Source organism: Pseudomonas sp. Tof1 (assembly GCF_055390395.1).
Genome location: NZ_AP024344.1, coordinates 2,253,803 through 2,276,225, shown reverse-complemented (window position 1 = coordinate 2,276,225; position 22,423 = coordinate 2,253,803). Strand labels below are relative to the sequence as shown.

General features: G+C 65.3%; 16 protein-coding genes and 3 pseudogenes. 6 read left to right on the top strand and 13 right to left on the bottom strand.

The window, feature by feature from the left end; translation table 11 throughout:
• Positions 1-25: 25 nt before the first annotated feature.
• The 6 genes from ACZ5KU_RS10520 to ACZ5KU_RS10495 all read right to left on the bottom strand — a co-directional run bounded on the left by ACZ5KU_RS10520 (position 26) and on the right by ACZ5KU_RS10495 (position 6,876).
• Positions 26-976, bottom strand: coding sequence for a sugar kinase (locus ACZ5KU_RS10520; protein ID WP_464737105.1), 951 nt, complete (start codon positions 974-976; stop codon positions 26-28).
• Positions 969-1,748, bottom strand: a complete 780-nt coding sequence (locus tag ACZ5KU_RS10515; protein WP_464737104.1) for a sugar phosphate isomerase/epimerase family protein — start codon at positions 1,746-1,748, stop codon at positions 969-971. Before ACZ5KU_RS10515 ends, ACZ5KU_RS10520 begins: the two co-directional genes overlap by 8 nt.
• A gap of 61 nt (positions 1,749-1,809) precedes the next feature.
• Entirely contained in the window at positions 1,810-2,832 is a 1,023-nt protein-coding gene (locus ACZ5KU_RS10510; protein ID WP_416772655.1) for a LacI family DNA-binding transcriptional regulator, read from the bottom strand.
• A gap of 203 nt (positions 2,833-3,035) precedes the next feature.
• A complete protein-coding gene (locus ACZ5KU_RS10505) occupies positions 3,036-4,334 on the bottom strand; it encodes a c-type cytochrome (protein WP_464737103.1) in 1,299 nt (432 codons plus the stop codon).
• A gap of 13 nt (positions 4,335-4,347) precedes the next feature.
• Entirely contained in the window at positions 4,348-6,132 is a 1,785-nt protein-coding gene (locus tag ACZ5KU_RS10500; protein ID WP_464737102.1) for a GMC family oxidoreductase, read from the bottom strand.
• A gap of 3 nt (positions 6,133-6,135) precedes the next feature.
• The gene (locus tag ACZ5KU_RS10495) at positions 6,136-6,876 is read right to left on the bottom strand and encodes a gluconate 2-dehydrogenase subunit 3 family protein (protein WP_054056574.1); all 741 of its coding nucleotides are present in this window, start codon (positions 6,874-6,876) and stop codon (positions 6,136-6,138) included.
• Positions 6,877-7,211: 335 nt separating this feature from the next.
• On the opposite strand from ACZ5KU_RS10495, the pseudogene ACZ5KU_RS10490 reads away from it, so the two are divergent.
• The 3 genes and pseudogenes from ACZ5KU_RS10490 to ACZ5KU_RS10480 all read left to right on the top strand — a co-directional run bounded on the left by ACZ5KU_RS10490 (position 7,212) and on the right by ACZ5KU_RS10480 (position 12,086).
• A pseudogene (locus ACZ5KU_RS10490) lies at positions 7,212-9,301 on the top strand (TonB-dependent siderophore receptor).
• A gap of 15 nt (positions 9,302-9,316) precedes the next feature.
• A complete protein-coding gene (locus ACZ5KU_RS10485) occupies positions 9,317-10,039 on the top strand; it encodes a DUF4198 domain-containing protein (protein ID WP_054063700.1) in 723 nt (240 codons plus the stop codon).
• A 337-nt stretch (positions 10,040-10,376) separates the two neighbouring features.
• Positions 10,377-12,086: an amidase gene (locus ACZ5KU_RS10480; RefSeq protein ID WP_054056577.1), complete on the top strand. Its 1,710-nt coding sequence runs from the start codon at positions 10,377-10,379 to the stop codon at positions 12,084-12,086.
• A 70-nt stretch (positions 12,087-12,156) separates the two neighbouring features.
• On the opposite strand, the gene ACZ5KU_RS10475 is transcribed toward ACZ5KU_RS10480, so the two are convergent.
• The 5 genes and pseudogenes from ACZ5KU_RS10475 to ACZ5KU_RS10455 form a co-directional block, all read right to left on the bottom strand.
• Positions 12,157-13,683, bottom strand: coding sequence for an APC family permease (locus ACZ5KU_RS10475; RefSeq protein ID WP_054056578.1), 1,527 nt, complete (start codon positions 13,681-13,683; stop codon positions 12,157-12,159).
• Between the two features lie 59 nt (positions 13,684-13,742).
• Positions 13,743-14,498: a gamma-glutamyl-gamma-aminobutyrate hydrolase family protein gene (locus ACZ5KU_RS10470; RefSeq protein ID WP_054056579.1), complete on the bottom strand. Its 756-nt coding sequence runs from the start codon at positions 14,496-14,498 to the stop codon at positions 13,743-13,745.
• Between the two features lie 47 nt (positions 14,499-14,545).
• A complete protein-coding gene (locus tag ACZ5KU_RS10465) occupies positions 14,546-15,823 on the bottom strand; it encodes an NAD(P)/FAD-dependent oxidoreductase (RefSeq protein WP_054056580.1) in 1,278 nt (425 codons plus the stop codon).
• A 33-nt stretch (positions 15,824-15,856) separates the two neighbouring features.
• Positions 15,857-17,349, bottom strand: a pseudogene (locus tag ACZ5KU_RS10460) (aldehyde dehydrogenase).
• A gap of 11 nt (positions 17,350-17,360) precedes the next feature.
• Positions 17,361-18,745: pseudogene (locus ACZ5KU_RS10455) on the bottom strand (glutamine synthetase family protein).
• A 206-nt stretch (positions 18,746-18,951) separates the two neighbouring features.
• On the opposite strand from ACZ5KU_RS10455, the gene ACZ5KU_RS10450 reads away from it, so the two are divergent.
• On the top strand, positions 18,952-19,839 hold the full coding sequence (locus ACZ5KU_RS10450; RefSeq protein WP_464737101.1) for a LysR family transcriptional regulator: 888 nt from the start codon (positions 18,952-18,954) through the stop codon (positions 19,837-19,839).
• 35 nt (positions 19,840-19,874) lie between these two features.
• Here ACZ5KU_RS10450 and ACZ5KU_RS10445 read toward each other — a convergent pair whose 3' ends face one another.
• Positions 19,875-20,168 (bottom strand): metal-sensing transcriptional repressor, encoded by a 294-nt coding sequence (locus ACZ5KU_RS10445; RefSeq protein ID WP_054056584.1) that lies wholly within the window; start codon positions 20,166-20,168, stop codon positions 19,875-19,877.
• A gap of 58 nt (positions 20,169-20,226) precedes the next feature.
• Positions 20,227-20,577 (bottom strand): DUF3147 family protein, encoded by a 351-nt coding sequence (locus ACZ5KU_RS10440; protein WP_054056585.1) that lies wholly within the window; start codon positions 20,575-20,577, stop codon positions 20,227-20,229.
• Positions 20,578-20,790: 213 nt separating this feature from the next.
• On the opposite strand from ACZ5KU_RS10440, the gene ACZ5KU_RS10435 reads away from it, so the two are divergent.
• Positions 20,791-21,141, top strand: coding sequence for a DUF7693 family protein (locus ACZ5KU_RS10435; RefSeq protein WP_464737100.1), 351 nt, complete (start codon positions 20,791-20,793; stop codon positions 21,139-21,141).
• 138 nt (positions 21,142-21,279) lie between these two features.
• Positions 21,280-22,281 (top strand): tRNA dihydrouridine(20/20a) synthase DusA, encoded by a 1,002-nt coding sequence (gene dusA, locus ACZ5KU_RS10430; RefSeq protein ID WP_081005861.1) that lies wholly within the window; start codon positions 21,280-21,282, stop codon positions 22,279-22,281.
• The last annotated feature ends 142 nt before the right edge of the window (positions 22,282-22,423 follow it).

Genomic DNA, 22,423 nt, shown 5'->3' with positions numbered 1-22,423 from the left:
GTTTCGGCAATCCGGTCGGAATGGCTCAAGCGCTCCGGCGCTTGTCCCGATCCTCGAGTTCATGCCGCAAGGGCAGGCCCTCCATGTCTCCGCGGAACTGGACGGCGCGGCTGCCGCACCAGTTGCCACGCGCAACCGCCATCGGCAGCTCCAGCCCTTCGAGCAGGCCACTGAGCACGCCGACGGCAAATGCATCGCCGGCACCGACCGTGTCCACCACCTGCGGCACCGGCACGGCGGCGACCTGTCCCTCATCGCGCAGCGTACGGAAGTAGGCGCCCTGCTCTCCCAGCTTGATCACCACCCCTTGCGCGCCTCTATCCAGGTAGAACGCCGCGATGTCGGCAGGTTCGCGCTGCCCGGTCAGCAGGCGCCCTTCCTCCAGCCCCGGCAGCAGCCAGTCGGCCTTCAGCGCCAGGGCGTTGACTTCACGCACCATGGTGGCGGTGTCCGGCCACAGGGACGGACGCAGGTTCGGGTCGAAGGAGATGCTCCGACCGGCTTCACGCATGGCGTCCACCAGGGCATGGGAGAGCGCCCGGCAGGTCGGTGACAGCGCCAGGGGAATGCCGGTGGCATGCAGATGCCGCACCTGGAACCGTTGCCCGGCGATCATCGCCGGCGACAGGTGGCTGGCCGCCGAGTTGCGCCGGAAGTACTCCACGCTCGGGTCGCGGCCATCGTCGCGGCGCTCCTTGAGCTGGAAGCCGGTGGCGTGGCGCGGGTCAACCTCGACGCCTGCGCAATCCAGGCCTTCCTGGCGCAGGCTGTCGATGACGAAACGCCCCAGCGAGTCGTCACCGACGCGGCTCAGCCAGCGCACCTTGAAACCCAGCCGGGCGAGGCCGATGGCGACATTGCTGTCCGCACCCGCGATCCGTTTGCTGAACTGGCTGACATGGGCCAGATCGCCAGGCTGTTGCGCGACGAACATCGCCATGGTTTCCCCGAAGCACAGCACATCGTGTTCAAACATGGCTGACCTCCGCCACCAGCCCGAGCCGGGCCAGGTTGTCGACCTGGGCCCGTGTGACCGCCAACAGGTCATCGCCCACCAGGGGGTACTCCACGGCCCGCACGACGCCGGGGGTGAATTCACCCAGCAGCGCATCCCAGGCCATCAGGTCCGCCGCACGCGGCCTTACGGCGACCAGGCGCCCGGTGGGTTGGCGCTCCACCGCCTTGCAGTGCACATAGCGCACCCAGCGACCGAGCTGCCGGGCGGCCTGGGTCGCCGACTCGTTCTGCCACTGCCAGTTGCCGATATCGAAGGTCATGCCCACGGGAAGCGCCAGGGCCTCGACCTGTTCGAAGAACGCCAGCAGCGCCGCGATCCGCCCGCCTTGCGGGGTCTGGTCATTTTCCACCAGCAGCCTGGGGGCGTCCCGAGACACCAGCCCGCGCAAGGCCGAGACATCGCAACGGGGTTGGTAATGCCCCAGGGACACCTTCAGCGCTACCGCCCCCAGTCGGCTTGCCAACGCCAGCTTCTGCGACAGCAGCGGGTTGAGTTCGCCCTGTTCGGTCCACAGTTCCAGCGGCGAGGAGAACAGGCACTCCAACTGCAGTGCGCCTATCGCGCCGGACAGGGCCGTGGTGTCCGGTACGCCATCGAACAGCTCCTCGCGCAGCTCGACACGCGCCACACCGGCAGCCGCCAGCAACTCAAGAAAACTCTCCTGGCCGGACTGCCGAACGAAGTCGGCGCCATAGCTGGAGAGACTGATGGAAACGGGGTTCAAGCGCATTGTTGTGATCCTTTGAAACCGGTTTCATTTTTAGTCGGCAGGCAACCCCCTGCGCAACCGCTCACATACTCAGGTGGGTGGATCCTCGAACGATCAGTTCAGCCTTGAGGTCGATTCGCTTCGGCGCGTCGCCTTCTCCCCGCAGGCGCGCGAGCAGGCATTCGAACGCCGTCACGCCAATCGCCTCGGTCGGCTGGGCCAGGGCGGTGATGCCGCTGCCCACCAGCGGGTACCAGTCCAGCTCGTCCAGCGCCAGCAGGCCGACGTCGTCGAACAGGCGGCAGCCCCTGCTGTGCAGGGCACGCGTGACGGCCAGGGTGGCCACGCCGTTGCAAGTGAAAATGGCCTGTGGGCCGTGGCCGTTCGAGCCGAGGAACCTGGCCAGGTCCGCCTCCAGTTCCGCGCTGATCTCGAGGATCTGCTGGCGAATGCCCGCACGGCGCTGAAGGGATGCGCTAAAGGCCCGCACCCGCTCCAGGCGCGAGCTGGTGCCATCGAGGGGTTCGGTCACCGCCAGGATGTCGCGATAACCGCAAGCCTGCAGGTGATCCAGGGCCTGCTCGACCGCATCGGCATTGTCCAGGCCGACCATGTCGACATTCAGCTCCGGCAACTGGCGGTCGATCAGCACCATGGGCACGTCCCGCTGCAGCTCGACCAGTTCACCCCGATGGTGCCCCAGGGTGTTCACGATCAGGCCTTCGATGTTGTACGACTGCAGCATCTGCAGGTGATGGCGCTCCTGCTCGTCGTCGCGGTTGGTGTTGCACAGCAGCAGGGTGTAGCCATGCTGTCGGCAGGCTTTCTCGACGCCGCGCATGACCGCGACCGAATAGGGATTGAGGATGTCGGCCACCAGCATGCCGATCAACCGCGTCTGACCACGCTTGAGCCCCCGGGCCATCTGGTTGGGGCGGTAGCCCAGTTGCTGGATGACGTCTGCGAGGCGTTGTGCGGTCGCTTCGGCCAGCAACTGACGATCGCCGCCGATATAGCGGGAAACGGTCGCTTTCGACACACCCGCGGCGCGCGCGACCTGGCTGATGGTGACTCGCTCGCGCGAGCTGGAAGGAAAATCCGTCATCGAAGGGCTCTTGTGATTGTGGTCCGAGACGATGAATGAAACCGGTTTCAATACATCAAAACTGGCTCCAAACGTCATCTACCGTTCGTCGGATGTTAACAAACATTCGACGTCCACAAGCCGCCCGCCTTCGCCGGACCCTCCCGGCAGCACCGCGCAGAACCCGGGCCGGCCAGAGAGCACCGGCCGGCCCGGGTGGCCTGCTAGCGGTTGGCGTTCCCCGTGTCGCTGCCCGCGGTCCTGGCCGTTTCAGGCGTGCGCAGCCGGGCCACGTCGGCAGCCGTCACGGCAGCGCCCTGGTTGCCCCAACTGGAGCGGATGAAGCTGACCACTTCGGCCACCTCCTGATCGCTCAGGCGCCAGCCGAAGGCCGGCATGCTGATGGTCGATGGCGCCGCGTGCGTCGCCGGCACGGTGCCACCGGCCAGCACCACGTGGATGAGCGAGGTCGGGTCCTGGGTCTGCAGCACCGGGTTGCCGGCCAACGCCGGGAAGAACCGGGTGTAGCCATGGCCGTCGGTGCGGTGGCAGGCCGCGCAGTTGTCGATATAGATCGACGCCCCCGGCTGGCTGTCATCGCCCTTCCACAAGGCGTCCGCGACCTGCTTGTCATAGACGTGAGGCCCGTCGTCCGCCCGGCTCGGCGGCAGCGTCTTCAGGTAGCGGGCGATGGCGGTCAGGTCGGCATCGGTCAGGTACTGCAGGCTGTGCTCGACCACGTCGCTCATGCCGCCGAACACCGCGCTGCGCTTACTGCGACCGGTCTTGAGGAACTGTACCAACTGCTCCTCGCTCCAGTTGCCCAGGCCATCCTTGTGGTCACCCCGCAGGTTCTTGGCAATCCAGCCCTCGAGTGGCGCGCTGCCGGCCAGGAACTGCTCGCCGTCCTGCGGGTTGAGGGCCTTTTCCTGCATGGTCAACGCCCGCGGGGTATGGCAGGCACCACAATGCCCCAGGCCCTCGACCAGGTAGGCGCCCCGGCTGACGACCGGATCGGCGTTGGCGGGAGCGACCCAGGCCTTGGCTTCTGGCGCGAACAACCCACGCCAGATCGCCAGCGGCCAGCGCATGCTCAGCGGCCAGGGAATATCGGTGGCCCGGTTCGGCTGCGCGACAGGTTCGACACCCTTCATGAAGTAGGCGTAGAGCGCCTGCATGTCTTCGTCAGTGACGCGGGCGTAGGACGGGTACGGCATGGCCGGGTACAGCGTGCTGCCGTCCTTGCCGATACCCTTGCGCACCGCCTGGTCGAACGCTTCGAAGCTGTAGTGACCAATGCCGCTGGCATCCGGGGTGATGTTGGTGGAGTACACGGTGCCGATCGGCGTCGGCATCGCCAGGCCGCCGGCAAAAGGCTTGCCGCCCTTGGCGGTATGGCAGGCCACGCAGTCGCCGGCACGGGCCAGGTACTCGCCGCGCTTGACCAGCGCAACGTCGGTTTCGGCAGCCTGGGCCGTAGCGCCGGCACCGACCAGGAGGGCTGCGATCAACAGTCTCTTCATGTTCTCTCGCTCCTCAAGCCTGGACCAGCGGGCCGGGATTTTTCAGGTACTGCTCGCGAATGGCCCGGGCGGACCAGTAGGTCAGCGCCGCCACCAGGCCGGTCGGGTTGTACCCCAGGCCCTGGGGAAACGCCGAGGCCCCAGGGACGAACACGTTGTGCACGTCCCAGCTCTGCAGGTAGCGGTTCAGGGCGCTGGTCTTCGGGTCGGTGCCCATGATCGCGCCGCCGTTGAGGTGGGTGGTCTGGTAGCTGGCCGTGTTGAAGTGCTCCTTGACCTTCTTGCCGAGGATGGCAATGGACTTGGGGCTCATCGCCTGGGCGATCCTGCTCAGCTTGTCGACCATGAACCGGTTCATCCTGATGTCGTTTTCCTGCCAGTCGAAGGTCATGCGCAACAGGGGTTGGCCGTAGGCATCGCGGTAGGTCGGGTCCAGGTCCAGGTAGTTGCCGCGGTACGACTGGTGCGCGCCGTGGGCGTCCATCGAGACCTGGTGGGTGTAGTAGTCGGCGGTGGCCTTTTTCCAGGCACTGCCCCAGGCAGGGGTACCCGGCGGGTTGGCAACCCCGGCGATCGGCCGGCTGCCGGCCTGGTTCACCCACATCGGCGAGCCGCCGACGAAACCATGGGGGCCGTGGTCGAAGTTGTCCGCGTTGAAGTCATCGATCGCGATACCGTTGCCGCCAGCACCGATGAAGTTGTTGGTGTAGGTGTCCTTGTCGAAGAACGCCTTGACCGTGCCCATGTTCTGGTAGGCGAAGTTGCGCCCGACCACCCCTTCGTTGCTGATCGGGTCGTAGGGCTTGCCGATGCCGGAGAGCAGCATCAGGCGCACGTTGTTGAACTGGAAGGCGGCGAGAATCACGAGGTCCGCCGGCTGTTCGATTTCGCGGCCCTGGGCGTCGATGTAGGTCACGCCGGTGGCCTTGCGCTTGCTGTCGTCGAGGTTTACCCGCAACACATGGGCGTTGGCGCGCAGCTCGAAGTTCGGCACCTGGCGCAGCGCTGGCAGGATGTTCACGTTCGGCGAGGCCTTGGAGTACATGTAGCACACATAACCGCTGCAGAAACCGCAGAAGTTGCACGGCCCCATCTGCGCGCCGTAGGGGTTGGTGTAGGGCCCGGAGGTGTTGGCCGAAGGCAGGTTGTACGGCTTGTAGCCCAGGCTGGTGGCGGCCTGCTCGAACAGCCGGGCCGACACCACGTTCTTCTGCGAGGGCAGCGGGAACGGGTTGGAGCGGTCCGGCGCATAGGGGTTGCCGCCCTTGCCTTCGCCGACCACCTGACCGTTGACGGTCCAGGCCTGGCCCGAGGTGCCAAAGACCTTTTCCGCGAAGTCGAAATAAGGCTCAAGCTCCTCGTAGCTGACACCGAAGTCCTGGATGGTCATGCCTTCGGGAATGAAGCGCTTGCCGTAGCGTTCCTCGTAGTGGCTGCGCAGGCGCAGCTCGATCGGGTCGACGCGAAAATGCACGCCGGACCAGTGCAGCCCCGCCCCGCCGACGCCCTTGCCCGGCAGGAAGGCGCCCAGTTGTCGATTGGGCAGTGCCACGTCATTGACGCTGTGGCGGATGGTCACCGTCTCCTTCGAAACATCGACGAACAGCTTCTTGCGCACACTGTAGGTCAGCTCGTCGATGACCTGCGGGTAGCTGCCCTCCGGGTAGGTGTCCTGCATCGGTCCGCGCTCCAGCGCCACCACCTGCAGCCCGGCCTCGGTGAGTTCCTTGGCCATGATCGCACCGGCCCAACCGAAACCGACGATCACCGCGTCGACCTTTTTCATTGCGTTAGCCATGCCTTATGCCCTCTCGCCGCGAATCGAGACGGCCGGGAACGGGTAAGGCTCGTTGCGCTCGACCCAGTCCATGAAATCTGCCCGGGCACCGGGGAAGCCGATCTGCGTCCAGCCGACCATGCCGCGGTTGCCGCCGTGAATCGGGTCGCAGAAAAACCCTTCGCGGGTGTTCTGCACCAGCAGACTGAAAAACACCTTGGCCGGCACTGGCTCGAAAACGGCCTCACCAGACTCGATCTGGCGAAGAACATGGTCTCGGGTAGCGCTGTCTTGCTCGGCAAAATTTTTACCGGTGGTGGTTTTGCACCAGGCCTGCGCGGCGGCGATGCCCAGGCGGTAGATCTGCTGCGGACTGAGTTGCAACTGGTAGCCCAGCTCCGGGGCGGCGTCGGCCTTGAACGGGCCTTGCATGTACCACTGGGCACCCGTGGCGTAGGGCGTATTCATCTGCCGGTCGATGAACTCGGCAGCGCCCGCTTCCAGTGCCCCTGGACCGAGCTCGTCGGCCGGGATGATGCGTGACACCGCCGCCTGCAGGAATGCCCACTCTTCAGTGGTGAAAAAGGTTGGCTGGTACTGGCTGGGCGGCGGCGTCGCCGGAACCCGCGGCTCGCGCACGGGCGCCGCACTCAGCGGGCTGGAGCCGAGGCTCAGTCCGGTGCTCGCCACCGTCACGACGGGTATGAGGGTCAGCGTTTTGCGCAGGAAGTCCCTGCGCGGGTTATCGGGAGCATGCTCGGGCATTTTGATTCCTCATCGACTTCGGGCGACTGCTGAGCGACGCCTTCTGATTTTCGACTGGTCAGGGCTAAAGGGAGGGGGACTGCGTACAGCCGGCTAATTTAGCGTTTTTGCAGGGGCTTTGAAACCGGTTACATCCGCGATACCACTGGAAAGGCTCCAGCCTCCCCGGATCGCCCGATACGCCATCAGCGGTGGAACGCTGGCTGGCCTGGTGGTCGTCAACCCGTTGCCGGCGAGTCCTGGCCCTCCAGCCAGGGTTGCCACCCCCAATCCCGGGCATGGAATTTCCTCGCCTCACAATGTTATGTTATTACGTAATTAATGGAGATTTCACCTTGAGACAACGCGCACCGCTGCTGGCAGGCTTCACCCTCGGACTTCTCGGGCAACCGGTATCAGCAGCCCCCACCCTGATGCTGGAAGACATCACCATCACCGATTCGTACGTCGAAGAACGCGCCGAAGGCCCCGTGCGGGGCTATCGAGCCACCCGCTCGGCCACCGCAACCCGCACCGACAGCGACCTGCGCGACACCCCACAGAGCATCGACGTGGTGCCGGCCCAGGTGATCAGGGATCTCAATACGACCCGTATCGACCGTGCGCTGGACTTTGCCGGCGGGGTCTCGCGACAGAATAACTTCGGTGGCCTGACCTTCCTCAACTACAGCGTGCGCGGCTTCACCACCGGCGAACTGTACAGGAACGGATTCGCCATCAACCGCGGCAGCTACAGCGCCCCCGACACGTCCGGCATCGAACGCATCGAAGTGCTCAAGGGCCCCGCCGCCAGCCTCTACGGGCGCGGCGATCCCGGTGGCCTGGTGAACATCGTGAGCAAACGTCCGCAGGCCGAAACCTTCAGCACCCTGAACATCAGCGCCGGCTCCTGGGACCGCTACCGCGGCAGTCTCGACGTCAACTCGCCACTCGACAGCGAAGGCCAGTTGCTGGGGCGGGTGAACATGGCGGTGGAGGACAACGGCAGCTTTCGCGACCATGTCGACAGCGAACGCCGCATCGTCAGCCCGTCATTGAGCTGGCAGCTCTCGCCGGATACCCGGCTGATGCTCGACAGCGAATTCTCCCGCACCGAAGCGGTGTTCGACCGCGGCATTCCGGCCGTCAACGGAGAACTGGGTTCGGTCGGGCGTTCGACGTTCATGGGGAACCGAACGACGGACAGATCCGCAACGATAACCAGACCCTCGACCTGGCCCTCGAGCACTACCTGAACGATGACTGGAAGCTGCGCCTGGCCAACCACTACACCCAGGGCACGCTCAAGGGCGCAAGTTCCGAACCGCAGGCGCTGGTCGGTACCACCCTCACCCGCTTCTACCGCGAGCGCGATTTCGAATGGAATGACAACATCACCCAGGCCGAGCTGCATGGCACCTTCGACTGGGCCGGATGGCAGCACCAGACCCTGACCGGCCTGGAGTACGAAAACTACCGCAACAGCCAGAAGTATCCGCAGAGCGCCACGCTGCTGAGCTATGGCCTGGATATCCACAACCCCGTCTACGGCCAGCCCAAGCCGGCCCTGACCCGGCCCAACGACTTCTTCGAGCGCACCGAGAGCTACGCCCTCAACCTGCAGGACCAGATTGCCTTCACCGACCGCCTGCGCGGCCTGGTGGGCGTACGCCTGGAGCGGATCAGGCAGACCTCGCTGAACCGCGCGACGGCGGTCAGCAACAGCCAGGAGAAGAACGTGGCCACGCCACGCGCCGGCCTGCTCTACCAGCTCACCCCGCAGGTCGGTGTGTTTGCCAATGCCTCGACCTCCTTCAAGCCCAACGCCATCGGCACCCAGGGCCAGGTGTACCAGCCGGAGAAAGGCCTGGGTTATGAAACGGGGCTCAAGCTCGATCTGTTCGACAGCCGTATCGGTGCCACGGTCGCGCTGTTCCGGATCGACAAGGAAAACGTCGTCACCACCGATGCCACGGGTGAAAGCGTCGCCGCCGGCAAGGCCCGCAGCCAGGGGCTGGACCTGCAGTTCAGCGGCCAGGTCAGCGATGCCGTGCGGGTGATCGGCGCCTATGCCTACATCGACGCCGAAGTCACCCAGGGCGACACCGCCGTCCCCAAAGGCAGCGACCTGCTCGGCATCCCACGGCACAGCGGCAGCCTCCTGGGCGTCTACGAATTCCAGGACGGCCTCCTGCACGGCTCGGACATCGGCGCCGCCTTCAATTACGTCGGTGAGCGCTCCGGCCAGGCCGGCAGCCGCTTCACCCTGCCCGCGTACAGCACCGTCGACCTGCTGGCGCACTACAAGGCCAGCGAACAGCTCACCCTCGGCCTGAACCTGAACAACCTGTTCGATCGCCATTACTACGAGCGCGCCTACAACAGCACCTGGGTACTGCCTGGCGAACCGCGCAACTTCAGTCTCAGCCTCACCCTCAACCTCTGACAGAAAGGACTCACCATGCAACTGCCACTCAAACTTGTCGGCGTCCTGGCGCTGCTCACCGCCACCCACGTGAACGCCCACGGTCTATGGACCGAACAGCGTCGGGGCAATATCGAAGTCGTCTACGGGCACGGCGCGGAAGACGATGCGTTCCAGGCGCAGAAGGTCAAGCGCGCCTGGGCCTTCGACACGGCCGGCAAGATGATACCGGTGACCGTCCAACGCCTGTCCGACCATGCCCGCCTGCAGCCGCTGAAGCCGGCGGCGGTGATGGCGGTGGTGCTGGACAACGGCCCCTGGTCGCAGACCCCGGACCAGCGATGGGTGAACAAGGACCGCACCCAGGTGCCCAACGCCATCGACTCGACCCATGCGCTCAAGTACAGCCTGGCCATCAACCAGCCAGGCGCCCGCTTGCCCAAACTGGACATGCTGCGGTTGGCGATCATTCCGCAAACCGATCCGCTGACGGTCGGCCCGGGCAATGAACTGGACGTGCAGGTGCTGGTCGATGGCAAGCCCGCTGCGGGCATTGAGCTGTATGCGGATTTTCGCGGGGCGCCTGATGAAATCGGCGGCAAGACCGACGAGGCCGGCCGCGCCCGCATCAAGGTCCGCAACGAAGGCCTGAACGTCATCGCGGCCAAGGCCACGCTGACACTGCCCGACAACGGACCGGTGGCCAAGGAGAGCCTGTTCGCCTCGCTGACGTTCCTCGGCGAGGAACACCATGAATGAGCCGTGCCCGGGCTGAACCGATGCCCGCCCTGGAGAACCTCCCGCCGCCCTGCCATGGCGGCGTGTCCGGCACCTGATCGCAGCCAGGCGACTGCCGGGCAGGCAAGGCCGCCTTCCTGCCCGGCACCACCGAAAGCTTGCACCGCTGAAATGTCACCTTTCGGCCTTGCCAATGTCGCCCCCGACGCCATGCACTTATTCTGCCTGCGAACGGCCAGGCCTGGGAGGCAGGGCGCTGCCGGGGCCCTGGTCCGCTTCCGGCAGCGCCCCCATGCCCATGGGCAAGCGTCTCCAGACCCGCGGCGGATCTCTCTATAAAAAGCAAATGGCATACACCATGATCGAAGTGACCGAACGCTCCATCGCCGAGCTGCGCGATGCCCTTGAATCCGGCAGAACCACTGCGGTGCAGTTGGTAGAAGCCTATCTGGCGCGGATCGACGCCTATGACACCCCGGATACCGCCACCGCACTGAACGCCGTGGTGGTGCGCAACCCTTACGCGCTGGACGAGGCGGCCGCTTCGGACGTGCGTCGGGCGCAAGGCAAGACCCTGGGCCCACTGGATGGCATTCCCTACACCGCCAAGGACAGTTACCTGGTCAAGGGCCTGACCGCGGCGTCGGGCAGCCCCGCCTTCAAGGACCTCGTCGCCCAGCGGGACGCCTTCACCATCGAGCGCCTGCGCGCCGCCGGGGCGATCTGCCTGGGCAAGACCAACATGCCGCCGATGGCCAACGGCGGCATGCAGCGTGGCGTCTATGGCCGGGCCGAGAGCCCGTACAATGCCGACTACCTGACCGCGCCCTTCGCCTCCGGCTCGTCCAATGGTGCCGGTACCGCCACCGCGGCCAGCTTTTCCGCTTTCGGCCTGGCCGAGGAAACCTGGTCCAGTGGCCGTGGCCCGGCTTCCAACAACGGGCTGTGCGCCTACACGCCGTCGCGCGGAGTGATTTCGGTCCGCGGCAACTGGCCGCTGACGCCGACCATGGACGTGGTGGTGCCGTACGCCCGGACCATGGCCGACCTGCTGGAAGTGCTCGACGTGGTGGTCGCCGACGACCCGGACAAGTCCGGCGACCTGTGGCGCCTGCAGCCGTGGGTGCCGATCCCGGCTGCCTCGACCGTGCGTCCGGCTTCCTACCTGAAGCTCGCCGCCACTGCCGATGCCCTGGCTGGCAAGCGTCTCGGCGTGCCCCGCCTGTTCATCAACCGGGACCCCGAAGCCGGCACCAGCGAGAAGCCGGGCATCGGTGGCCCGACCGGCCAACGCATCCATACCCGCCCCTCCGTCATCAAACTGTGGGAAGCGGCCCGCCAGGCTCTCGAAGCGGCGGGCGCCACGGTGGTGGAGGTCGACTTCCCGCTGGTGTCCAACTGCGAAGGCGACCGCCCCGGCGCGCCGACGGTGTACAACCGCGGCCTGGTTTCGAAAGCGTTCCTGCATGAAGAACTGTGGGAGCTGTCCGCCTGGGGTTTCGACAACTTCCTGCGCGACAACGGCGACCCGGCGCTGAACCGCCTGGCCGATGTCGATGGCCCGAGCATCTTCCCCCACGACCCCGGTACCCTGCCCAACCGCGAGGACGACCTCGCCGCCGGCATGGCCGAATACGTGCGCATGGCGCAACAGGGGATCAAGCCGTGGCATGAACTGCCGTCGTTGCCGGACGGACTGCGCGGCCTGGAACGGACCCGCCAGGTCGACCTCGAGGACTGGATGGAGGACCTGCAGCTCGACGCCGTGCTGTTCCCGACGGTCGCCGACGTCGGCCCGGCCGATGCCGATGTGAATCCGGTGTCCGCGGACATCGCCTGGAGCAACGGGATCTGGGTGGCCAACGGCAACCTGGCGATTCGTCACCTGGGCGTGCCGACCGTGACCGTGCCCATGGGCATCATGGAGGATATCGGCATGCCGGTCGGCCTGACCTTCGCCGGCCGCGCCTATGACGACAACGCGTTGTTGCAACTGGCCTCGGCCTACGAGTCGACCGGTTCGAAACGGCTCATCCCGCCACGCACCCCGCCGCTCAAACGCGGCTGACCCTGCCATGCCTCGCAGCAGGCTCATCGGTTGCCGATGACGCCTGCCGCGAAGGACCTGCGCCCTCTTCTCAGTGCCTGGTCACCACCGACAAGGTACTGCCCAGGAAAAACGCCGGGGTCCGCCAACGGGCGAACAGCATCAGCACCAGGCCCAGCAGCAGGATGGTCATGGCGATGATGAACACCAGCCCCACGCCCGCGATATGCGAACCACTGCCGAACTCGGGGGAGATGCTGTCGAACGCCGTCTGCCAGAAGATCACCGAGAGCATCGTCGCCCCGAGCAACGGGCACAGGCCGCGCATGAGGAAATGCCGCAGGCTGAAGAACAGGCTGTGGCGGAAATACCAGACGCAGGCGAACGCCGTCAGCGAGTAGTAGAAGCAGATCATCATGCCCAGGGCGGTGATGGTGTCCGCCAGCACGTTGTCGCTCAGGGTGCGCATGGTCACGTAGAACGCCCCGGTGGCGATGCCCGCGGCGATCGTGGCGTAGCGCGGAGTGCGCGAGCGTGGGCAGATGCTGGCGAAACGTTGCGAAACCGCCCCGTAGTAACCCATCGCCAACAGGGTGCGCGCCGGCGAGATGAAGGTCGATTGCAGCGACGCGGCAGTACTCGCCAGTACCGCCACCGACATCAGGATCGCCAGCGGCCCCATCACCGGACCGGCCAGGTGGGCGAAGACGTTTTCCTGGATCTGCGGATTGCCCAGGCCCCAGCCCGTCTCGCCAATGCCGGCGAACTGCAGGGTCGCGGCAGCGGTGAACAGGTACAGCGCCAGGATCACCAGCACCGTCAAGGTGGCGGCACGTCCGGGCACTTTTTCGCTGCCGACCGATTCCTCACTGACGGTCAGGCACAGGTCCCAGCCCCAGAAGATGAAGATCGACAACGACAGCCCCGCGGCGAAGGCCGAGAACGACTCGATGTTGAAGGGGTTGAACCATTCGGCATGGAACACCACCGGTGCCGAGGGGGGCGCGGCCTGGAACGCCGCGACGGAGAAGCCGATCAGCACCAGCAACTGCAGGGCGACCAGGGCATACTGCACGCGCATGGTCATGCCGATGCCGCGGCAACTGATCCACACCGCGATGGAGATGAACACGCAGCAGGTGACGATGTTGACCAGCAGGTTTTCCCGCATCTGCGCCAGTTCCGGGATACCGGTGAGCTGGGCGAGGAACAGGTAGAAGAAGTCCACGGCCACGCCGGCGAGGTTGGACAGCACGATGGTGGTCGCCGTGACCAGCCCCCAGCCGCCGATCCAGCCGATCATCGGGCCGAACGCCCGGGCCGACCAGGTGAACGAGGTGCCACTGTCCGGCTCGGCCGCGTTCAGTTCGCGATAGCCCAGCGCGACCAGCAGCATCGGCAGGAAGCCGACGATGAACACCGCGGGCAGATACACGCCCACTTCCCGCACGGTGGGCCCCAGTGCGCCGGTCAGGGTGTAGACCGGCGCGATGGTCGATATGCCCAGCACCACACAGGCCAACAGCCCAACCTTGCCCTGGGCCAGGCCCTTGGCGTTCACGGAGTCGTCCGTGCCAGTTGTCTCGCGGCCCCGGGCGGCCTCGATGTATTCACTCATAAGCCTTTGTCACCTTTTGGAATTATTTTCAGTGCCGCTGGATCAGGTCCAGGTTCCCGTCAGCGCGCCGCACGTGCCTCGGCGTAGCGTTGGCAGGCCGCCCTGAATGCCTGGAACAGCGTGCGCGACTCGGGGTTGTCCTCCAGGCGCCACTCCGGGTGCCATTGCACGCCCACGACAAAGCCTCGCGAGTCATGGACGGAAACGGCTTCGACCAGACCATCCGGGGCCAGCGCCTCGACCCGCAGGGCGGGCGCCAGGCGGTCGATGCCCTGGCTGTGCAGCGAGTTAACGCGAAACTCGGCTGGCAGGCCGAGCTGCTCGAACACGCCGCCGGGTTGCACGTGGACCGCATGTTGCGGCGCGTAGTGTTCGGCCAGCGTTTCCCCTTGCGGTTCGCGGTGATCGAGGAAACCGGGCAGCTCCTGCACGCGCTGGTGCAGCGAACCGCCCAGGCTGACGTTGAGTTCCTGGAAGCCGCGGCAGATGCAGAACACCGGGATGCCCCGGTCGATCGCCAGGCGCAGCAGCGGCAAGGTGTTGGCGTCGCGGGCCGCATCGTGGGCGGTACCTTCCAGGCTCGGCTCGCCCTGGTAGAGGGAGGGATGGACGTTGGAAGGCGAACCGGTGAACAGCAGGCCATCGAGGTGTTCCAGCAGATCCCGCGGATCGCTGGGCCTGCTGCGCGCCGGCAGCAACACCGGCAGCCCGGCCTGGGCTGCGGCTTCGACATACTTGTCGCCGACGGTGTGGGAATCGTATTTGCCGAGCAGTTGTCGGCAGGCGGTGACACCGATCAGGGGCACGCGGGACATGGTCAATCTCCAGAAAATGCCGCCGGCGCAGGGCCGACGGCCGACACTCAGATACCCAGGCGATCACGCAACTGGTAGTAGGCGGCGCCCATGGCCGTGAACGGCACGCGCAGCAGTCGCCCACCGGGGAATGGGTAGTGGGTCAGGCCCGCCAGGGCGTCGAAACGCTCGGCCTGGCTGCGCAGGGCCTCGGCCAGCACCTTGCCGGCCAGGTGGGTGTAGGTCACACCGTGCCCACTGCAGCCCTGGGAGTAGTAGATGTTGTCGCCCAGGCGACCGACCTGCGGCAGGCGCGACAGGGTCAGCAGGAAGTTGCCGGTCCAGGTGAAGTCGATCTTCACGTTCTTGAGCTGCGGGAAGGTCTTGAGCATTTTCGGCCGGATGATCGCCTCGATATCCGCCGGGTCACGCGCGCCATAGACCACGCCACCGCCGTAGATCAGGCGGCGGTCGGCGGTGAGGCGGAAGTAGTCGAGCAGGTAGTTGCAGTCCTCCACGCAGTAGTCCTGCGGCAGCAGGCTGCGCGCCAGGTCCTCGGGCAGCGGCTCGGTGGCGAGCACCTGGGTACCGCACGGCATGGACTTGGCAGCCAACTCCGGCACCAACCCGCCGAGGTAGGCGTTGCCGGCCACCACGACGAACTTGGCCCGCACCTGGCCTTTCGGTGTGTGCACCACCGGGTGCTCGCCCCGCTCGATCCGGGTCGCCGGGCTCTGTTCGTGGATGGCGCCACCCAGCGAGGCGACGGCCGCCGCTTCACCCAGGGCCAGGTTGAGCGGATGAATGTGACCGCCGCTCATGTCGAGCATGCCGCCGACATAACGGTCGGTGCCGACCACCTCGCGGATCCGCCGCTCGTCCATCAGTTCGAGCTGGGTGTGCCCGTAACGCTCCCAGAGCTTCTTCTGCGATTCCAGGTGAGCCAGTTGCTTGGGGGTGATGGCGGCGAACACGCCGCCGTCCTTCAGGTCGCAGTCGATACCGTAGCGCGCGACGCGCTCACGGATGATCCGCCCGCCCTCGAAGGCCATTTCGCCCAGCAGTTGTGCCTGGCGGGCACCGGTCTGGCGCTCGATGACATCGATATCGCGGCTGTAGCTGTTGACGATCTGCCCGCCATTGCGGCCCGAGGCGCCGAAGCCGACCCTGGCCGCCTCCAGCACCGTGACCCTGAAGCCGTGCTCCAGCAGGAACAGCGCGGTGGACAGCCCGGTGTAGCCCGCGCCGATGATGCAGACATCCGTCTCCACCGACTCGGTGAGGGCTGGATAGTCGGTGTTCAGGTTACGCGACGCCGCGTAGAAACTTGCAACGTGATTGTTCATAGCGAAATTCCTCGAACATGAAAGCGATGCCCGTCAGAGCTTGATCCAGGTCGCCTTCAGCTCCGTGTATTTGTCGAAGGCATGCAGCGATTTATCGCGGCCGTTACCGGACTGCTTGAAGCCACCAAACGGCGCGGTCATGTCACCGCCGTCGTACTGGTTGACCCACACGCTGCCGGCGCGCAACGCCCGCGCCAGGCGATGGGCCCGCGACAGGTTCTGCGTCCACACGGCAGCCGCCAGGCCGTAGGGGTGTCGTTGGCGATACGCACGGCTTCGGCCTCGTCGTCGAAATCGATGACCGAGAGCACCGGTCCGAAAATCTCTTCCCGAGCGATGCGCATGGCGTTGTCAACGCCGTCGAAGACCGTCGGCTCGACGTAGCTGCCACCGGTATCCTGCAACGCCCGCCGGCCACCACTGACCAGTTGCGCCCCCTCCTGCCGGGCGGACTCGATGAAGCCCAGCACCGTTTGCAGGTGGCCGTCGTCGACCAGGGCACCGACGCGGGTGTCCGGGTCCAGGGCGTGGCCGGGTTTCCACTGTTGCAGCGCCTTAATCACCAGGGGCAGGAAGCGGGCCTTGACCGAGCGCTCGACCAGCAGGCGCGAGCCGGCGATGCACACTTCGCCCTGGTTGAAGGCGATGGCCGCGGCGGCGGCTTCGGCGGCGGCCTGCAGGTCCGGCGCATCGGCAAACACAATGTTCGGGCTCTTGCCACCGGCCTCCAGCCAGACCCGCTTCATGTTCGACTCGCCGGCATAGACCAGCAGTTGCTTGGCGATGCGGGTGGAGCCGGTGAACACCAGGGTGTCCACGTCCATGTGCAGGGCCAGGGCCTGCCCGACGGTGTGGCCGAAGCCCGGCAGCACGTTGAACACACCCGCCGGAATGCCTGCTTCGAGGGCGAGCTGGGCGATACGAATCGCGGTGAGCGGTGATTTCTCGGAAGGCTTGAGGATCACCGAGTTGCCGGTGGCCAGCGCCGGGCCGAGCTTCCAGCAGGCCATCATCAGCGGGAAGTTCCACGGCACGATGGCCGCGACCACGCCGACCGGCTCACGGGTGACCAGGCCCAACTGGTCAGGGGGCGTCGGGGCGACTTCGTCATACACCTTGTCGATGGCCTCGGCGCTCCAGCGAAGAGCGTTGGCCGCCGCAGGCACGTCGATGCTCAACGAGTCGCCGATGGGCTTGCCCATGTCCAGGGTTTCCAGCAGCGCCAGCTCCTCGGCATGGGCCAGCAGCCGGTCGGCGAAACCGATGAGCACGCGCTTGCGTTGCGCTGGCGCCTGGTTGCGCCAGTCACCGCGCTCAAAACTGGCCCGGGCGGCCTGCACCGCCAGCTCGGCGTCTTCGGCCATGCAACTGGCGATGTCCGCCAGCAGCCGACCGTCCACCGGGCTGGACTTGGCGAATGAACCACCGGCCACAGCGTCCCGATAGCTGCCGTCGATGAAGGCCCGACCTTCGATGCTCAAGCCGTTGAAGCGCTGTTCCCACTGTTCACGTGTTGTCGCTTTCATTGCCGGCTTCCTCAGACGGTGTGCAGGTACCAGTTGTATTCGAGGTCCGAAATGGTGGTTTCGAACTCCTGCATCTCGGCCTCCTTGCACGCCACGAAGATGTCGATGTACTCGGGGCTGATGTACTGGTTCAGCACCTCGCTGTCGTCCAGCTCGCGCAAGGCGTCGCGCAGGTTGTTCGGCAGGCTCTGCTCCAGTTGCTCGTAGGCGTTGCCATCGATGGGGTCGGTGGGTTCGAGCTGGTGGGTCAGGCCGTGATGAATACCGGCCAGGATCGACGCCATCATCAGGTACGGGTTGGCATCGGCACCGGCGACGCGGTGTTCGATACGAATGGCATCGGCGCCACCGGTGGGCACGCGTACAGCCACGGTGCGGTTGTCCAGCCCCAGCTCGGCGCGTTGGGCACATAGAACTGGGCGCCGAAACGGCGGTAGGAGTTGACGTTGGGGCAGAGAAAGGCCATCGACGCCGGCATGGTTTCCAGCACCCCGGCGATTGCGTGGCGCAACGGCGCGTGGGTCTGCGGGTCGTCGGTGGCGAAGATGTTCTTGCCGGTCTGCTTGTCGATCAGCGAGATGTGCACATGCAGGCCGTTACCGGCCTGGCCCGGATAGGGCTTGGCCATGAAGGTCGAGTCCATCTCGTGGTCGTAGGCGATGTTCTTCACCAGGCGCTTGAGCAGCACCGCGTAGTCACAGGCCTTGAGCGCATCCTCCACGTGGTGCAGGTTGACCTCGAACTGCGCGGGGGCACTTTCCTTGACGATCGCGTCGGCCGGGATGCCCTGCTCCTTCGCCGCTTCGAGCATGTCCTGGAGGCAGTCGACGTACTCGTCGAGGTCGTCGATCAGGTACACCTGGGTCGACATCGGCCGCTTGCCGGAGATCGGCGAGCGTGGCGGCTGCGGCCGGCCGTTCACGTTTTCCTGGTCGATCAGGTAGAACTCCAGCTCGAATGCCGCGCAGATGGTCAGCCCCAGCGCATCGAACTTCTGCACCACCTGCCGCAGCACTTCCCGCGGGTCGGCGAAGAACGGCCGGCCGTCAAGCTCGTGCATGGTCATCAGCAATTGCGCGGTCGGGCGCTTCTGCCAGGGCTCGGCGCTCAGGGTGTTGGGGATCGGGTAGCAGATGCGGTCGGCATCGCCGATGTCCAGGCCCAGGCCCGAGCTTTCGACGGTGGAGCCGTTGATGTCCAGGGCGAATAGCGAAGCGGGAAGATTGATGCCTTTCTCGTAAACCTTGTGCAGGCTGCCGCGCTCGACGCGCTTGCCACGCACGACACCGTTCATGTCGGTGATCAGCAGGTCGACGAACTGGATGTCGGGGTTCTCCTTGAGGAAGATGTTCGCTTCATTGAGCTGCACGACACGAGGGGAGACTGGGGAATTCATGACGGGGTACATCCTTGGCGCTGACGGGCTCCAGCGAAACGGTTCGCGAGCCTGCACAGCGTATTTGTTATTTGGCCAACGGCGGGCGGTGGTCCTGCACAGACCTGCGCGCCCGTCCGTGTGCCATTGATTCGCAGTAGCACGCCGAGTATAAGGTGGCACCAACGCAAGCCACATCGGCAAACTGGCAAAGGAAGATTGCAACGATGCAATATCAAGTCACCCACAGTGACCTGCACCTGGTGCTGGCACTGGTGCGCGGACGCACCCTGGCCAGGGCCGCCGAGCAACTGCAGGTGGACGTCTCGACGGTGTTCCGGGCGATCCGCAAGCTGGAGGCCAACCTGGAAGTCGCGCTGTTCGACAAGAACCGCCGCGGCTACACCCCCACCGAAAGCGCCAAGGCGATCGCCGAGCAGGCCGAACGGGCCGAGCAGGCGCTGGAGACGGCGCGCATCGCCCTGGCCCATGGGGAAAACGTCATCAGCGGCACGGTGCGCCTGACCTGCACCGATGCGGTGCTGCGCAGCCTGCTGCTGCCCGGGCTCTCGACGCTGATGCCGCGCTACCCGGCCATTTCCTTAGAGATCGCCACCTCCAACAACTTCGCCAGCCTGAGCCGGCGTGATGCGGACATTGCCCTGCGCCTGTCCAACTCGCCCCCCGAGCACCTGGTGGGACGGCGCCTGGGCAAGAGCTCCTACTTCGTCTGCGGGCACGCGAGTTTTCGCGAGGGCTATCGGCAGTCACCCACCGAGCAGCCCTGGATCGCCCCGAACGACTCCCTGGCCGAGCATATCTCGGTGGTATGGCGCCAGCAGGTCTACCCTGGCCTGGTGCCACGCTATCGTTGCAGCAGCATGTCCTCGGTCGGCGGCCTGGTCGGTGCCGGCCTGGGCGTGGCGGCCCTGCCCGACTTCATGGTCAACAGCCTGGAAGGCGTGGAACGGCTGAGCGGGCCGCTGGAGGGGTGTGATACGGATATCTGGCTGCTGACGCGGCCGGACAACCTGTCGTTGCGTTCGGTGCAGATTTTGTTCGACGAGATGGCCAACCTGCTCAGGAGCATGATCGAAACCGGCGGGGCACAGTAGACAACTGGCCGGTCACGCAGATGGCGCGCAGCGCCTTACAGGTACTTGGTGATCTGCCGGAACTCTTCCAGCGGCGCCCTTTCGCCATCGGCCAAGGCACCGACGGCGTGCTCCAGGCAATGGTCGATATGATCCTGGATCAGCGTACGCTTGGCCTGGCAGACCGCCTTTTCGACCGCGTGCAGTTGCTGGGCGATATCCACGCAGGCACGGCCATGCTCGATCATCGTGACAATGCTGCGCAGGTGACCTTCGGCGCGCTTGAGGCGCTTCACGATGGCCTCATGCGATTGATGCGTGTGGTCATGCGGCGGTGTGGGTTGGCTCATGGCACGGTCCGGCGGGAATAAACACTCAGTATCCCCCAGGAGGGGTTGCTCTCCAAGCTCAAAGCAAGTCGATGCCGAATCGACGCAACACCAGGGCGAACAGCAGGAACGCCGCCAGGCTGATCAGGATCCCGACCAGCAGCGCCCACCAGAACCCCAGCCGCGCCAGCAGCAGCGGAAACACCAGGAACATCGGCAGCGTCGGCACGACGTACCAGAAGGTGTACCAGGCATGATTGGCGATCTTTTCCGGGCTCTGCTGCTCATAGTACAGCCAGATCAGCGTCAACAGCGTCACCAGCGGCAGCGCCGCAACCAGCCCGCCCAGCCTGTCACTGCGCCTGGCGAACTCCGACACCAGCACGACGATGGCGGAGGTGACGAAGTACTTGGTGAGTAGCCAGGTCATGGGCTTGGCGTCCGGGGGCGTAGTAGCTTGGGAATGCCCTCATCCTATCCCCCCAGGGGGGATACCTCAATACCTATCGACACTGATGGGAAATTGGGGAAATTGGGACGGACTTATTTTTATAAGTACGGCAGGTGTAAAAGTAAGCCTTCTCCCGTCTTCCAAATATATGCTACGCCAGGCTCTGAAAATGTATGCCGGAGGTAAGCTGCGATGAGTCCTTCCACCATGGTTGGCGATTGCGATGAGGTATTCACTGGCGTGCTCATGACACGGGAAGTCTGCCAAGTGCTGCGAGATGTCGTTCTTGGACGACGAACGATGGTGAAAGCCGGCAGACAAACCGGGAACGGGGCCGACACCGGCCACTTTGCGGTCGATGTCGAGGGGTGGCAAATCACGATTTGCAACGATGGCGATAAGCTCGACTACTGCGAGCAGGCTGAGAGCCCGGATGGGAGGAAATGGCAGCTCGCGCCTGGAGATCGATACGGGACTGATCCCATTGCCCTGCTCAGCACCTGGGAGCACAGGGTGCTGGAAGGACTACTGAGGGCGCTTTGATCGTAATCCTGCTCTCTTACCCTACCCCCTTCCTGTGAGCCACCCCATATTCTGGTAAACTCCCTCATTCAGCCCCACGCCACTCAAGCCAGCGCCCTACCCATTCGCGCCGGCCGCGCCCACAGCGACCGATTTTCCATGCCCTTGAACGACGTTACCTCCTCCCGCCCCGAGCCCTCGCGCCGCTTCAGCGTGGCGCCCATGATGGACTGGACTGACCGCCATTGTCGGTACTTTCTGCGCCTGCTTTCCAGGCACACCCTGCTCTACACCGAGATGGTCACCACCGGCGCCATTCTCCATGGCGATCGTGAACGCTTCCTGCGCTACAACGCTTCCGAGCACCCGCTGGCACTGCAACTGGGTGGCAGCGTACCGGCCGACTTGGCCGCCTGCGCGCGGCTGGCCGAGGACGCCGGCTACGACGAGGTCAACCTCAATGTCGGCTGCCCCAGCGACCGGGTGCAGAACAACATGATCGGTGCCTGCCTCATGGGCCATCCACAGTTGGTGGCCGATTGCGTGAAAGCCATGCGCGATGCGGTGTCGGTTCCGGTGACGGTCAAGCACCGTATCGGCATCAATGGCCGCGACAGTTATGAAGAACTCTGCGATTTCGTCGGCACGGTGCGCGAGGCCGGTTGCGGCAGTTTTACCGTGCATGCGCGGATCGCGATCCTGGAGGGGCTGTCACCCAAGGAGAACCGCGAGATTCCACCGCTGCGCTATGACGTGGCGGCGCGCCTGAAGCAGGACTTCCCGCAGCTGGAGATCGTGCTCAACGGCGGGATCAAGACGCTGGAGCAGTGCCAGGAGCACCTGCAGACCTTCGACGGGGTGATGCTGGGGCGCGAGGCCTATCACAACCCGTACCTGCTGGCTGAAGTGGATCAGCGGCTGTTCGGCAGCACGGCACCGGTGATTTCCCGGGCCGAGGCGCTGGCGCAGTTGCGGCCGTATGTGGCCGAACATATTGCCAGTGGCGGGGCCATGCATCATGTGACCCGCCATGTGCTGGGGCTGGGCACCGGCTTTCCGGGGGCGCGGCGGTTCCGCCAGTTGCTGTCGGTGGATATTCACAAGGCGCAGGACCCGCTGGCGTTGCTGGATCAGGCGGGGGCGTTGCTGGAGGGACGGTGATGCTGCCCCGGGAGTCAGCTGGAGCGGTGTTATCGTTCCCGACGCCTCGGTGAATCCTCCTCCCACAGCAGATCATCCCCTGGAAAACACGGACTAGCCTTTGACATGGCCAGCGCAAAAAGGGCGACATCCGTAGGGATGT